This is a genomic window from Acidocella facilis ATCC 35904 (genome assembly GCF_000687875.1).
GTDB classification, from domain to species: domain Bacteria; phylum Pseudomonadota; class Alphaproteobacteria; order Acetobacterales; family Acetobacteraceae; genus Acidocella; species Acidocella facilis.
In genome coordinates, this window is sequence record NZ_JHYG01000007.1 from 58,962 (window position 1) to 73,630 (window position 14,669).

Sequence of the window (14,669 nt, forward strand, 5' to 3'; positions counted from 1 at the left end):
CACGCCATGTTGAGACGTACCATGTTGACGCTGACCGGTGCGCTTGCCGCCAGCACCGCGATCTCCCGCCGCGCCTTCGCCCAGGAGACGGCGATTTGCTATAATTGCCCGCCGGAATGGGCGGATTGGGCCGGCCAGTTGAAGGCGTTTCAGCAGAAAACCGGCATTTTCGTGCCGGCTGATGACAAGAATAGTGGCCAGGCGATGGCCGCGGCCCTGGCCGAGCGCGCGCATCCGGTGGCGGATGCGATGTATCTGGGCGGGCAGGTTGGCATTCAGGCCAAGCAGGACGGGCTGACCCAGCCCTACAAGCCGGCCGGGTTCGACCAGGTGCCGGCCGGGCAGAAAGACCCGGACGGCTATTGGTTCGCCATCCATAGCGGCACGCTGGGCTTTTTCGTCAACAAGGCGGCGCTGGGCGGCAAGCCCGTGCCGCAGAGCTGGGCGGATCTGCTGAAGCCAGATTATAGCGGCTTGATCGGCTATCTGGACCCGTCCAGCGCGGCGGTCGGCTATGTCGGCGCGGTGGCGGTCAATCTCGCGATGGGCGGCAGCTACACGGATTTCACCCCGGCCATCACCTACTTCAAGAAACTCCAGGCGAACCAGCCGATCGTGCCCAAGCAGACCGCCTATGCCCGTGTGCTCTCTGGCGAGATCCCGATTCTGCTGGACTATGATTTCGATGCCTACCGCGCCAAATATACCGACAAGGCGCCGGTGGAGTTCGTGATTCCGCGGGAAGGCAGCGTGAGTTTCCCTTATGTGATGACGCTGCTGAAGGGCGCGCCGCATCTGGCAAACGGCAAGAAGCTGCTGGACTTCACCCTCTCCGATGAAGGCCAGGCGCTGTGGGCGAAGGCCTATCTGCGCCCGGCCCGCCCGGTGGCGCTGCCGCCGGAGATCGAGGCGCGCTTCCTGCCGGCTTCCGATTATGCCCGGGCGCGCCCGGTGGATCTGGCGGCGCTTGCGGCGGCGCAGAAGGGCTTTGCCGCGCGCTATCTGGCTGAAGTGTCCTAATGGCGCCATCGCGTCTCAGGCTGGCAGGGCTCGCCCTGCCAGCCGTCCTGGTGTTTCTGGGGTTCTTTGTCGTCCCGTTCGGCATCTTTCTGCATGTCGGCGGGCAGGGCGCGCATGGCTGGGCCGGCTACGCGCTGGCGCTGGGCGATGCGCGGCATCTGCAAAGCCTGCTCGCCACCTTCATTCTTTCCGTTCTGGTGACGCTGGCGACGCTGATAGTTGGTGGCATCTGCGGGCTGTTTTTGGGCCGGCATGAATTTCCTGGGCAGGGGCTTTTGGTATCGATCCTGACATTGCCTTTGGCCTTTCCAGGGGTAGTGGTAGGGTTCATGATCATCATGCTGGGTGGGCGGCAGGGGCTGGTTACCCAGCTCAGCCTCGCTTTGCATGGTGGGCGGATCGTGTTCGCCTACTCGGTCTGGGGGCTGTTTCTCGGCTATCTCTATTTCTCCATTCCCCGCGTGGTGCTGACCATGCTGGCGGCAGCGCGCGGGCTGGATGCGGCGCTGGAGGAGGCGGCGCGCAGCCTGGGCGCAAAACCTTTTGAGATATTCAGGGATATCACGCTGCCGGCCTTGCGCCCGGCGCTGGTCTCGGCGGCGGCACTCACCTTCGCCACCTCGATGGGCGCGTTTGGCACGGCCTTCACCTTGGCAACGCGCGTGACCGTGCTGCCGATGATGATCTACACGGATTTCACCCTGACCACGGATCTCTCCTCGGTCGCGGCACTGAGTTTGCTGCTCGGGTTGGTGAGCTGGGCGGCGTTGTTTCTGGCCCGCAGCCTGACCGGCGCGGGTGTTGCCGCAAGCGGTTAAATGCAATGATGAAACCTTACAAATTCGGCTTTTGGCTGCAGGCGGCGGTGACTTTGGCGTCCTGCCTGTTCATCGCGGTGCCGATGGCCTACTCTGTGCTTTCCGGATTGATGCGCAACGCCTTTCTGGGGCTACGCGGAGGGCTGACCTTTCAGTGGGTGGAGCAGGTGCTCAGCCTGTATTGGCCGACGATCCTGCTCTCCATCGAAATCGCCTTGCTCTGCCTGGTGGCGACGGCGTTGATCGGCATTCCCGCCGCCTATGCGCTGGCGCGTGCGCCTGGCCGGCTGGCACGGCTGGCGGAGGAGGCGTTGATTCTGCCCGTTGCCGTGCCGGGGCTGGCGACAGGGCTGGCTTTGGTGGTGGCCTATGATGGCTGGGGGGATTTCCGCCAGAGCATCTGGTTCATCCTGGCTGGGCATGTGCTGTTCACGCTACCCTTCATGGTCCGCGCGGTGCTGGCGGTGATGGCTTCGGCGGATTTACAAACGCTTGAGGAAGGTGCTGCGAGTCTCGGTGCGGGGTTTGCCCGGCGCTTCCTTGGCGTGGTGTTGCCCAATTGCAAAAACGGTATTCTGGCGGGGGCGCTCAGCGTCGTCACGCTATCGATGGGCGAATTCAACCTCACCTGGATTCTGCACACGCCGCTGACCAAGACCTTGCCGGTGGCGCTGGCCGATGCCTACGCCTCAATGCGTCTGGAAATCGGCAGCGCCTATACCTTGATCTTTTTCATCATGACTGTGCCGCTGCTGCTCGCCTTGCAGCGCGCTACGAAGCCGCGCGCCGGAGAGAAACCATGACGACTGACATCACCTTGCATCAATGCGGCAAGGTTTTTGGCGCCACGCGCGTCTTGGAACCGGTGGATCTTTCCATCCATGCCGGTGAAACCTTGGTGTTTCTGGGGCCTTCAGGCTGCGGCAAGACCACGCTGCTGCGGCTGATCGCCGGGCTGGAGAGCCCGGATGCAGGCGGGCGCATTCTCTTCGGCGGGCGGGATGTGACGGCTTTGCCGATCGAGAAGCGCAATGTCGGCATGGTGTTTCAGAGCTATGCGCTATTTCCGAATATGAGTGTCGCCGAAAATATTGGTTATGGCTTGAAGATCCGCGGTGTTGCGAAGGCGCAGCGCCAGGCCCGTGTGGCCGAGATGCTGGAGATGATGCGCATCCCGGATCTCGGCAACCGCGCCATCGCCCAGCTTTCCGGCGGGCAACGCCAGCGTGTCGCCCTGGCGCGCGCCGTGGCCGCCGCGCCGGATGTGCTGCTGCTGGACGAGCCGTTGACCGCTCTGGATGCGAAATTGCGCGATACGCTGCGTGGCGAGATCAACACGCTGCTGCGCGGGCTTGGCATCACCACCATCTATGTGACGCATGATCAGCAGGAGGCTATGGCCTTGGCCGACCGGCTGGTGGTGATGCGTAAAGGGCATATCGCGCAGATCGGCACGCCACGCGAAATCTGGTTTCGGCCGGCGGATGCATTCGTCGCGGATTTCATCGGCGCCAGCACGGGATTTTCAGGACATGTCGCGGCTGGGCTGCTGCATGTGGCTGGGCTGCAGGCGCCGTGCGCGCAGGCGCCGGGGCGCTGCAAGGTGATGCTGCGCCCGCAGGCGCTGCGTGTGGCGGCAGAAGGCGTGCCGGTGCGCATCGAGGCCGCGCAATTCCTGGGTGAGCGCACACGCCTGAGTGTCACTTTGCCTGATGGCACGGCGATGGCGCTGGATGCGCCGCCTGGATTGGAGGCACTGCCGGGGGCCATGGTTCCGGTGTCGCTCGATCTCGATCATCTCATTATCCTGCCTGAAAGTTCCGCCGCATGATCATCGCGCAACTGACCGACCTGCATATCAAGCGCGAAGGCCAGCTCGCCTACCGGAAGGTGGATACATCGGCGGCGTTGGAGGCGGCACTTGACCATCTGGCGGCGCTGCCGATGCGGCCGGACCTGGTGCTGTTCACCGGAGATTTGGTTGATACCGGCCATCCTGAGGAATATGCGCGACTGGTGCGGCATCTTTCCAAGCTCACCCAGCCTTTCTATCTGCTGCCCGGCAACCATGATGCGCGTGAGGCGCTGCGCGCGGCGTTTCCCGGCCATGGTTATCTCGGCATGGAGGGGCCGGCCTGCTACACCGTCGAAGCCTACAAATTGCGGATCATCGCGCTGGATAGTCTGGTGCCGGGGCAGGGCGGCGGCGCGCTTGGGGCGAGACAGCTGGACTGGCTGGCGCAGCGCCTGGAGGAGCAGCCGGAGCGCCCGACCTTGATCGCCCTCCATCATCCGCCCTTCGCGACCGGGATCGGCCATATGGATAAGCTCGGCCTCGCGGATGCGGAGTCCTTCGCCGCCATCGTCAGCCGGCATAAGCAGGTGCTGCGGGTGATTTGCGGGCATGTGCACCGGCCGATCACCACCGGTTGGGCCGGCAGCATCGCCTCCATCGCGCCCTCCACCGCGCATCAGGTCGTGCTGGATCTGCGCGAGGACGCGCCGTCGGCCTTCATGATGGAGCCGGGCGGCTACCAACTGCATGCGTTTTCCGAGGCGGGCGGGTTGGTCAGCCATACCGCGCTGACCGGCGGCTGGGCCGGGCCGTTTCCGTTCTTTGACGCTGAGGGCCGCTTGATCGAATGATGGATTGTTGACAGTTTAGCCGATTATGCGTAGATTACTGCCAAATCGACGCAATAAGGCACGGAATCTGTCAACAATATGGACAAAGACGCGCTGCCAAGCCCTGAGAGCGAGACGCTGACCGAACAGGTTCTGCGCCAGCTTCAGGCCGCCATCGTGAAAGGCGAGATCGCGCCCGGCGCGAAAATCTCCGAGCCGGAATTGGCGCGCGCCTACGGCATCAGCCGCGGCCCCTTGCGTGAGGCGTTGCACCGGCTGGAAGGCCAAAAACTGCTGGTGCGGGTGCCGCATGTCGGTGCCAGGGTGGTGGCGCTGTCGCGCGAGGAGCTGAACGAGCTTTATCAGATCCGTGAATCGCTCGAAGGCCTGGCCTGCAGGTTGGCGGCCGAGCGGATGAGCCCGCAAGAGGTGGAGGCGGTGCGCGCGGTGCTGGCCGCGCATGAGCGCGATGAAGCCTTCCAGGCCGGGCGCGGCTATTATCAGCAGGAAGGCGATTTCGATTTTCATTATCGCATCGTCAAGGCCAGCGGCAATGCCATGCTGTTCCGGCTGTTATGCGATGAGCTTTACCAGCTGGCCCGGATGTATCGCATCCAATATGCCGGCATGCCCAACCGCCCGGCGCTGGCCTTTGCCGAGCATCACCGGATATTGGACGCCATCGCGCAAGGTGACGGTGAGCTCGCGGAGCTTTTGATGCGCCGGCATATCCGCACCTCGCGGCTCAATATCGAAAAACAGAATTTGCAGGAACCCAAGCGATGAACAGCAAGTACCGCAAGCCCCTCGGCCAGGCCGGGCTGGATTATTTCGATGCGCGCGAGGCGGTGGAGGCGATTGCGCCCGGCGCCTACGCGACATTGCCCTATACATCGCGGGTGCTGGCGGAAAATCTGGTACGGCGCTGCGACCCGGCGCTTCTGGAAGCGGCTCTGAAACAGCTGATCGAACGCAAGCGCGAGATCGATTTCCCTTGGTATCCGGCACGTGTGGTCTGCCATGATATTCTGGGGCAGACGGCATTGGTGGATCTGGCTGGCCTACGCGATGCGATCGCGGAAAAAGGTGGCGATCCGGCGAAAGTGAACCCGGTGGTGCCGGTGCAGCTGATTGTTGATCATTCCTTGGCGGTCGAGCATGCCGGGTTTGAGAAAGACGCGTTTCAGAAAAACCGGGAAATCGAGGAGCGCCGCAATGCCGATCGCTTCCATTTCATCAATTGGACGCGCGAGGCTTTCGATAATATCGATGTCGTGCCGGCGGGCAATGGCATCATGCACCAGATCAATCTGGAGCGGCTTTCCCCGGTGATCTACACCCAGGATGGGGTGGCGTTTCCGGATACGCTGGTCGGCACGGACAGCCACACGCCGCATGTGGATGCGCTCGGCGTCATCGCCATCGGCGTCGGCGGGTTGGAGGCGGAGAATGTGATGCTGGGCCGCGCCTCCTGGATGCGGCTGCCGGATATTATCGGCGTCGAACTCACTGGCCGCAGGCAGCCGGGCATTACCGCCACCGATATCGTGCTCAGCCTCACCGAATTTTTGCGTCGTGAGAAAGTCGTTGGTGCCTATCTGGAATTTTACGGGGCGGGGGCGCGCAGCCTGACCATTGGCGACCGCGCCACCATCTCCAACATGGCGCCGGAATATGGGGCGACGGCGGCGATGTTCGCCATCGATGAGCAGACGATCGATTATCTGCGCCTGACCGGGCGCGAGGCCTCCCAGCTAGTCCTCGTCGAAACCTACGCCAAGACGAATGGTCTGTGGGCTGACGATTTCGCGCAGGCCGAATATGAACGTGTGCTGCGCTTTGATCTCTCTTCCGTGGTGCGCAGCATGGCCGGGCCTTCCAACCCGCATAAGCGGTTACCTGTTTCGGACCTTGCCGCGCGTGGTGTGGCCGCACCCTGGGTGGAGGAAGCTGGGAAGATGCCGGATGGCGCCGTGATCATCGCCGCGATTACCAGCTGCACCAATACCTCCAACCCGCGCAATGTCATCGCTGCCGCGCTTCTGGCGCGCAATGCCAACCGCGCCGGGCTCACCCGCAAGCCCTGGGTGAAATCCTCGCTCGCCCCTGGCTCGAAGGCGGTGGCTCTGTATCTGGACGAGGCGGGGTTGACGGCAGAGTTGGAAAAGCTTGGCTTTGGCATTGTGGCCTTCGCCTGCACCACCTGCAACGGCATGTCCGGCGCGCTGGATCCGGCAATTCAGCAGGAGATTATCGAGCGCGATCTCTACACCACCGCCGTGCTCTCCGGGAACCGGAATTTCGATGGGCGCATTCATCCCTACGCCAAGCAGGCTTTTCTGGCCTCGCCGCCTTTGGTTGTCGCCTACGCCATCGCCGGCACGATCCGCTTTGATATCGAGCGCGATGTGCTGGGGCATGATGTAAGCGGTAAGGAGATCCGGTTGAAGGATCTCTGGCCGAGCGATGAGGAAATCGATGCGGTGGTTTCGGCCTCGGTGAAGCCCGAGCAGTTCCGCACGGTCTATGAGGCGATGTTCGGCACCCGCGCGGCCCGGCGCAAGGTGAGTCCGCTTTATGAATGGCGCGGCCAGAGCACTTATATTCGCCGCCCACCCTACTGGGAGGGGGCGCTGGCCGGGGCGCGGCTCCTGCGCAATATGCGGCCGCTGGCGATATTGGGCGATAATATCACCACCGATCATCTCTCGCCCTCCAACGCCATCCTGCCGGATTCGGCGGCGGGCGAATATCTGGCGCGGATGGGGCTGCCGGAAGAGGATTTCAATTCCTACGCCACCCATCGCGGCGATCATCTCACCGCCCAGCGCGCCACCTTCGCCAACCCGACACTGCTGAATGAGATGGTGCGCGATGAGCAGGGCGCGGTACGCAAGGGCTCGTTGGCGCGGGTGGAGCCGGAAGGCAAAACCATGCGCATGTGGGAAGCGATTGAAACCTACATGCAGCGCGGCCAGCCTTTGATCATCATCGCCGGTGCGGATTACGGCCAGGGCTCCTCGCGCGACTGGGCGGCCAAGGGCGTGCGGCTGGCGGGGGTTGAGGTGATTGTCGCGGAAGGGTTTGAGCGCATCCATCGCACCAATCTCATCGGCATGGGGGGGTTGCCGCTGCAATTCAAACCAGGACGCACCCGCCTGACGCTGGGGCTGGACGGCACTGAGACTTATGATGTCACCGGCGCGCTGCAGCCGCGTGCGGAGCTGACGCTTACCATCCATCACAAGGATGGCACGGTGTCGCATGAAATCGTCACCTGCCGGCTGGATACGGCTGAGGAGGTTTCGATCTATGAGGCCGGCGGGGTGTTGCAGCGTTTTGCTGAGGACTTCCTGAGTGCCGCGCAGGCGGCGGAGTGAGCGCCATGGCATTTGCCCCCCAGATTAAAATTCCCGCCACCTATATGCGCGGCGGCACCTCCAAAGGCGTGTTCTTCCGGTTGCAGGATCTGCCGGCGGCGGTGCAAAAGCCGGGGGCGGCGCGTGATGCGCTGTTGATGCGGGTGATCGGCAGCCCAGATGCCTACGGCAAGCAGATTGACGGCATGGGGGCGGCGACCTCCAGCACCTCGAAAACCGTGATCCTGAGTGCCAGCACGCGGCCGGATCATGATGTGGATTATCTCTTCGGCCAGGTCGCCATCGACAAGCCATTTGTCGATTGGTCAGGCAATTGCGGCAATCTTTCCGCCGCCGTCGGGCCGTTCGCGATCAGCAACGGGCTGGTCGATCCGGCGCGGCTGCCGCGTGACGGCTTCGCCACCATCCGCATCTGGCAGGCGAATATCGGCAAGACCATCATCGCACATGTGCCGATGACGAATGGCGCGGTGCAGGAGACAGGGGATTTCGAGTTGGATGGCGTGACCTTCCCCGCCGCCGAGATCGAGCTGGAATTTCTCGACCCCGCCGAGGAAGGCGATGGCGGGGCGTTGTTTCCCACTGGTCATGTTGTCGATACGCTGGAGGTGCCGGGCATTGGCAGCTTCGAGGCGACGATGATCAATGCCGGCATCCCGACGATTTTCCTCAACGCCGCGGCGCTGGGGTATAAGGGCACCGAGCTGCAGGATGATGTGAATGGCGATCCCGCGGCGCTTGCCAGGCTGGAGACGATCCGCGCTCATGGCGCGTTGAAAATGGGCCTGATCAAGACGCTGGAGGAGGCCGCCACGCGCCAGCATACGCCCAAGCTCGCCTGGGTGGCGCAACCCGCCGGTTACATCTCCTCCGCCGGCAAGCCAATCGCGGCGGGGGATATCGATGTGCTGGTGCGCGCCATGTCCATGGGTAAGCTGCATCATGCGATGATGGGCACGGCCTCGGTCGCCATTGCCACGGCGGCTGCGGTGCCGGGCACGCTGGTCAATCTGGCGGCCGGCGGCGGTGTGCGCGAGGCGGTGCGCTTTGGCCATCCTTCGGGCAGTCTGCGCGTCGGCGCCGGGGCGAAGCAGGAGAACGGCGCCTGGTTGGTGGCCAAGGCGGTGATGAGCCGCTCGGCACGGGTGCTGATGAGCGGGTTCGTGCATGTGCCTGTGCAAGAGAGCTGACTGACGCGCGCAAATGTGACATTGACGTGACAGGGGAAGCGGCGGATAAGCCCGGCTTTCAGCCGTCTTTTTCACGTTCGCAGGTTCAACGATCCGCCAGATTGCCGCTCTCCCCTACCGTATCGCGGGTACCGCCCTGGATGCGCCGATCGAGGTGATGCTCGTCACCTCCCGGCGCACCCATCGCTGGGTGCTGCCCAAGGGCAACCGCATGAAGGGCCTGCCGCCGCACGCCGCCGCCGCGCAGGAAGCGTTCGAGGAAGCCGGGATCGAGGGCGCGGCCTGCCCGGCGGCTTTGGGCAGCTATCGCTACCGGAAATTGCTGCGCACCGGCGCCTCCCTGCTCGTGGATGTGGATGTGTTCCCGCTTGCCGTCACCGGGCTGCTGGAGGAATGGCCGGAGCGCGCCGAGCGCGAGCGGCGCTGGTTTCCCCTGCGCGAGGCGGCCAAGGCGGTGGATGAGGTGGATCTGGGCCAGCTGATCCGCAGTTTTCGCGGCAGCGAGCTGGCGAGTTTGGATAAGCGCGCCGCCTTTCTGGAGCGGCTGCGGGGCTTGAAGGACGGGTTGCGGATGTTTCATTGGTTCCAGGCGCTGCTGCCGCAGAAGGGGCAGTTTTTCGAATTGTTCGAGGCGCATGGCCAGACCTTGCTGGCCGCCAGCGGCGCGTTGACCCGCCTGCTGCAGGGCGGCGAGGGCATGGGCCAGCATATGCGCGAGATCAATGAGCGCGAGGAGGAGGCGGACGCCATCACCCGTGAGGTGAAGCGCAGCGTGCGCCGCATCTTCCTCACCCCGTTCGACCGCAGCGCCATTACCGGGCTGATCTCCTCGATGGATGATGCCATCGACGAGATGCAGCAGACGGCCCGGGCCACCGCTCTGTTCGAGGTTTCCGCCTTCGAGCCGGAGATGCGCGACATGGGCGCCATCATTGCCGATTCCGCCCGGCTGCTGGGCGAGGCGCTGCCGCTCTTGCGTAATATCCACGCCAACGCGGCGCGGCTGCATGAGCTGACCGGGCGGCTGGTGCGCCTGGAGGGCCAGGCGGATGACATCCATGCCGCCGGGCTGAAGAAAGCCTTCAAGGCGCATGGCGTGGCGAACCCGATGGGCTTTATCGTCGCCCGCGAGCTTTTCAGCCATCTGGAGCGGGTGGTGGACCGGTTCGAGGATGTCGCCAACGAGATTGACGGCCTCGTCATAGACCATTCCTGAGGCCGCCATGATCGCGCATGCCACGCTGGCTTTGCCGCTGCTGATCGCCCTGGTGGCGCTGGCTTTGGCCTTCGATTTCGTCAATGGCGTGCATGACAGCGCCAACTCCATCGCCACGGTGGTTTCCACAAGGCTGCTGGGTCCGATGCAGGCGGTGGCCTTCGCCGCCTTTTTCAATTTCGCCGCCTATTGGATTTTCGGGCTGAAAGTGGCGGCGACGGTGGGCAAGGGCATCGTCGATGCGCATGTGGTCACCCCGCAAGTGGTGTTCGGCGCGCTGGTGGGGGCAATGGCCTGGAATGTCTTCACCTGGTGGCGCGGCATTCCCTCCTCCTCCAGCCACGCGCTGATCGGCGGACTGCTGGGGGCGGGGGTGACGCATGCGGGCTGGCATACGGTGGTGTGGGGCGGGGTGAACAAGACCGTGCTGGCCATCGTGATCTCGCCGCTGGTCGGGCTATTCGTCTCGATGGCGCTGATGCTGCTGACCAGCTGGCTGTTCCAGCGCGTGACGGCGCGGGGAGCGGAAGCGATGTTCAAGCCGCTGCATCTGCTTTCGGCGGCGGCCTATTCGGTGGGCCATGGCGCCAATGACGCGCAGAAGACCATGGGCATCATCGCCGTGCTGCTGTTCTCGCAAGGGCTGCTCGGGCCGCATTTCCATGTGCCGGGCTGGGTGGTGGTTGGCTGCTACATCGCGATGGCGCTGGGCACGCTGGCGGGGGGGTGGAAGATCATCCAGACCATGGGCAGCCGGATCACCCGGCTGGACCAGCACCAGGCTTTCTGCGCCTCGGCGGGCGGGTCGATCATGCTGTTCTCGGCCTCCGCGCTGGGCGTGCCGGTCTCCACCACCCATACCATCATGGGCTGCGTCGTAGGGGTAGGGGCGGCGCGGCGGGCCTCGGCGGTGCGTTGGAGTGTGGCGAGCCGCGTGGTGGTGGCCTGGCTGGTGACCATCCCGGCTTCGGCTGTGGTCGGCGCGGTGGTTTATCTGCTGGTGGCCGCGCTCTGAACCGCCCGGATCGTCTCCAGGGGGCAAAAGCCGGCGAGACACGTAAAAACGGGGTGCCGGCGTCATTGCGCCAACCCCCCGGTTTTTCAGCGGTTTGTGTTGAAAAACCCTGCGTTATTTATGGATCATCGTGCCGATGCCATGCTCGGTGAACAGCTCCAGCAACAGCGCGTGCGGCACGGTGCCATCCAGGATGGTCGCTCCCTTCACGCCTTGCGTCACCGCCTCCATGCAGGTCTCCACCTTCGGGATCATCCCGCCGGAGATGGTGCCATCGGCGATCAGCGAACGGATCTGCGTCAGCGACAAATCCGCCAGCAGCGTCTTGCTCTTATCCAGCACGCCCGGCACGTCGGTCAGCATCAGCAAACGCTGCGCGTTCAGCGCCCCGGCAATGGCGCCGGCCACGGTATCGGCGTTGATATTGTAGGTCTGGCCATCCTCGCCCGCCCCCACCGGGGCGATCACCGGGATCAGCCCGGCGCCGGTCAGCGCGTGGATGACGCGGGTATCGATGAACATCGGCTCGCCGACATAGCCCAGATCCAGCACCTGCTCGATCGCGCTATCCGGGTCCTTGTAGGTCCGGCGCAGTTTGCGGGCGCGGATCAGCCCGCCATCCTTGCCCGAGATGCCCACAGCGAGCGCCCCGGCGGCATTGATCAGCCCGGCCACCTGCTTGTTCACTGTGCCGGCCAGCACCATCTCCACCACCTCGACCATGGCGGCGTCGGTCACCCGCAGCCCCTGGATGAAGCTGGACTGGATGTTGAGGCGCTTGAGCATCGCATTGATCTGCGGCCCGCCACCATGCACCACCACCGGGTTGATGCCGACCTGCTTGAGCAGCGCGATGTCACGCCCGAATTCATTGGCCAGCGACCCATCCATCGCATGCCCGCCATATTTCACCACGATGGTCGCACCCGCATAACGGCGCAGATACGGCAGCACCTTGGTGACGATATGCGCTTCGCGGGTCGCGTCTGTGATGTCTGCTCTGGTCATCTCGTCCTCATTCAACGAATTCGGCAATGGCGGCGCGCAGCTCTTCGATGCCGATGCTGCCCGCGCTCGACGTGGTGAGTATCTGGGGGAGGGCGGCAGGGTGCTGCGCGGTCAAAGCCCGCACCTCATCCTGTTTGCGCTTCAGCGCCGCCGGCTTCACCGAATCGGCCTTGGTCAGCACGATCTGGAACGGCACCGCCGCCTGGTCGAGCAGCTCCATCACCGTCTCGTCCGAAACCTTGATCTCGACGCGCGCATCCAGCAGCAGGAACACCCGGCGCAGATTGGGGCGGCCGCGCAGATAATCCAGCATCAGCCCCTGCCAGTCGCGCTTGATCTCCTTCGGCGCCTCGGCATAGCCGTAGCCTGGCATATCCACCAGCACCACAGGCCCCGCCTGGCATTCAAAGAAGTTCAGCTGCCGGGTGCGGCCGGGCTGGTGGGAGACGCGCGCCAGTGCCTTGCGCCCGGTGATCGCATTGATCAGCGAGGATTTGCCGACATTGGAGCGCCCCGCCAGCGCGATTTCATTGCCGCGCGGCTCTGGCAGATGGTCCAGCGCCTGCGCGGCATAGAAGAACTCGCAAGGGGAGGCGAAGAGCTTGCGCCCCGCCTCGATCTGCTCCGGGCTGGGCCCGGCGGTTTCGAAATTCAGCCCTTTGCCGGGACCGTCTGCTTCGGCGCCATCGCCCTGCGCATGATCAGCCATTGCTGCCCCACGGAAAGAATGTTGTTACAGGTCCAGTACAGCACCAGCCCCGCCGGCGAGCGCGCCAGCATGAAGGTGAAGATCACCGGCATGAACTGGAACATTTTCTGCTGCGCCGGATCGGCCGGGGCCGGGTTCAGCTTCTGCTGCAGATACATCGTGCCGCCCATGATGATCGGCAGCAGGCCGACATGCAGGATCGGGTTGATGCTCATCGGGTCGAACGGGATCAGGCCGAACAGGTTGAAGATGTTCGTCGGGTCCGGCGCGGAGAGGTCATGCAGCCAGCCGAAGAACGGCGCGTGGCGCATCTCGATGGTGATGAAGATCACCTTGTACAGCGCGAAGAAGACCGGGATCTGCACGACCATCGGCAGGCAGCCCGAGGCCGGGTTGATCTTCTCGCTGCGATACAGCTCCATCGTCGCCTGCTGGAGCTTGGTGCTGTCGTCCTTATACTGCTCCTTCAACGCCGCGATCTTCGGCTGCATTGCCTTCATCCGGCCCATCGAGCGGTAGGAATAGCTCGCCAGCGGGAAGAAGAGCAGCTTCACGCCGATGGTGAAGATGATGATCGCGAGGCCGAAATTGCCCGTGAGGGTGTTCAGCCAGTCCAGGCAGAAGAAGATCGGCTTGGTCAGGAAATAGAGATGCCCGAAATCCACCGCCTTGTAGAAGGCCGGGATCTGATACTGGCTCTGATACTGATCCAGGATCTTCACCACCTTGGCGCCGGTGAAGAGATGGCTGGTGAAACCCGCCTGGCCGCCGGCGGGCACGTCGAGCGGGGTCTGGGTGATGAAGCTGGTCTGGTAGGCGCCGCCATCGCCGTCGCTCACCGTGCCATAGCTCATCGTGGCGTTCATCGTGGCACTCTGCGTCGGTACCACGGCGGTCAGCCAGTATTTGTCGGTGATGCCGGCCCAGCCGCCGGGGCCGGAGGTGGAATAGGCCACACCGCCGGCCTTCTTCTCGCCCTCACTCTTCAGCGCGCCATAGCCTTCCTGCTTCAGCGTGCCGTTGAACACGCCGAGCGGGCCATCGAACAGCACCCAGCTGGAGGCGACCTTGGGCTGATAATCGCGCACCACGCGTGACCAGGGGTAAAGCTTCACCGGCGCCGCGCCGTGGTTGACCACGTTCTGGATGACGGTGAACATGAATTTATCGTCGATCTTCAGCAGCAGCTGGAAGGTCAGGCCCTGGCCGTTATCCCAGGAGAGGGTGACCGGGCTACCCGGCGTCAGCGTCTGCGCGCTGGGGGTCCAGACGGTGCTGTTATCGGGCACCTTCACGCCATCCGGCGCGGTCCAGCCGAACTGGGCGTAGGAGGGGGTGTCGCCGCCGCGCCGGCCCTCGATCTGCACCAGCGGCGAATCCTTGGCGATGGTCTCGTGATAGCCTTTCAGCACCACGTCATCGAACACCGCACCAGTCAGCCCGATGCTGCCTTTGAGCATCGGCGCATCGACGGCGAGGCGCGGCCCGTTGGCGGGCGCGCTCTGCGCGGTGCCGGGGGCACCGGCCTCGATCGCCGCTTGCTTGGTGCCGGCGGCTTCCTTCGCTTGCTGCACGGTCTGCGCCGGGCTGGGGGCGGGATGCGGGAAGAATTTCTCCTGCACCACGGTGAACACCGCTAAAATGCCAAAGGATATGGCAAGGGCGAGGATGAGGCGCTTGGTGTCCAT

13 protein-coding genes are annotated in these 14,669 nt (G+C 64.0%); 10 read left to right on the forward strand and 3 right to left on the reverse strand.

Annotated elements, in window-relative coordinates; all coding sequences use genetic code 11:
- The first annotated feature begins 6 nt into the window (after positions 1-6).
- The 10 genes from T331_RS0110625 to T331_RS0110670 all read left to right on the forward strand — a co-directional run bounded on the left by T331_RS0110625 (position 7) and on the right by T331_RS0110670 (position 11,264).
- Positions 7-1,020: an extracellular solute-binding protein gene (locus T331_RS0110625; RefSeq protein ID WP_026439998.1), complete on the forward strand. Its 1,014-nt coding sequence runs from the start codon at positions 7-9 to the stop codon at positions 1,018-1,020.
- Positions 1,020-1,838, forward strand: a complete 819-nt coding sequence (locus tag T331_RS0110630) for an ABC transporter permease (RefSeq protein ID WP_026439999.1) — start codon at positions 1,020-1,022, stop codon at positions 1,836-1,838. Before T331_RS0110625 ends, T331_RS0110630 begins: the two co-directional genes overlap by 1 nt.
- A gap of 8 nt (positions 1,839-1,846) precedes the next feature.
- Positions 1,847-2,641 carry an ABC transporter permease gene (locus T331_RS0110635; protein ID WP_322786131.1) on the forward strand — a complete coding sequence of 265 codons (795 nt, stop codon included), beginning with the start codon at positions 1,847-1,849 and terminating at the stop codon, positions 2,639-2,641.
- The gene (locus tag T331_RS0110640; RefSeq protein ID WP_026440001.1) at positions 2,638-3,669 is read left to right on the forward strand and encodes an ABC transporter ATP-binding protein; all 1,032 of its coding nucleotides are present in this window, start codon (positions 2,638-2,640) and stop codon (positions 3,667-3,669) included. The genes T331_RS0110635 and T331_RS0110640 overlap by 4 nt, the downstream gene beginning before the upstream one ends.
- On the forward strand, positions 3,666-4,484 hold the full coding sequence (locus T331_RS0110645; protein WP_026440002.1) for a phosphodiesterase: 819 nt from the start codon (positions 3,666-3,668) through the stop codon (positions 4,482-4,484). The genes T331_RS0110640 and T331_RS0110645 overlap by 4 nt, the downstream gene beginning before the upstream one ends.
- Positions 4,485-4,562: 78 nt before the next feature.
- Entirely contained in the window at positions 4,563-5,249 is a 687-nt protein-coding gene (locus tag T331_RS0110650; RefSeq protein WP_026440003.1) for a GntR family transcriptional regulator, read from the forward strand.
- The gene (gene acnD / locus T331_RS0110655; protein ID WP_026440004.1) at positions 5,246-7,843 is read left to right on the forward strand and encodes a Fe/S-dependent 2-methylisocitrate dehydratase AcnD; all 2,598 of its coding nucleotides are present in this window, start codon (positions 5,246-5,248) and stop codon (positions 7,841-7,843) included. Before T331_RS0110650 ends, acnD begins: the two co-directional genes overlap by 4 nt.
- A 5-nt stretch (positions 7,844-7,848) precedes the next feature.
- Positions 7,849-9,033 carry a 2-methylaconitate cis-trans isomerase PrpF gene (gene prpF, locus T331_RS0110660; protein ID WP_026440005.1) on the forward strand — a complete coding sequence of 395 codons (1,185 nt, stop codon included), beginning with the start codon at positions 7,849-7,851 and terminating at the stop codon, positions 9,031-9,033.
- Positions 9,034-9,190: 157 nt separating this feature from the next.
- A complete protein-coding gene (locus T331_RS0110665; RefSeq protein WP_211248714.1) occupies positions 9,191-10,249 on the forward strand; it encodes a DUF47 family protein in 1,059 nt (352 codons plus the stop codon).
- Positions 10,250-10,256: 7 nt separating this feature from the next.
- Complete coding sequence (locus T331_RS0110670) at positions 10,257-11,264, forward strand: inorganic phosphate transporter (protein ID WP_035179935.1); 1,008 nt, start codon at positions 10,257-10,259, stop codon at positions 11,262-11,264.
- A gap of 114 nt (positions 11,265-11,378) precedes the next feature.
- Here T331_RS0110670 and argB read toward each other — a convergent pair whose 3' ends face one another.
- The 3 genes from argB to yidC are packed head-to-tail and all read right to left on the reverse strand — an operon-like array spanning position 11,379 to position 14,669.
- Positions 11,379-12,272 (reverse strand): acetylglutamate kinase, encoded by an 894-nt coding sequence (gene argB, locus T331_RS0110675; RefSeq protein WP_008492490.1) that lies wholly within the window; start codon positions 12,270-12,272, stop codon positions 11,379-11,381.
- 7 nt (positions 12,273-12,279) lie between these two features.
- Complete coding sequence (gene yihA, locus T331_RS0110680) at positions 12,280-12,981, reverse strand: ribosome biogenesis GTP-binding protein YihA/YsxC (protein WP_008492491.1); 702 nt, start codon at positions 12,979-12,981, stop codon at positions 12,280-12,282.
- Positions 12,924-14,669, reverse strand: a complete 1,746-nt coding sequence (yidC, locus tag T331_RS0110685; RefSeq protein WP_026440009.1) for a membrane protein insertase YidC — start codon at positions 14,667-14,669, stop codon at positions 12,924-12,926. The genes yihA and yidC overlap by 58 nt, the downstream gene beginning before the upstream one ends.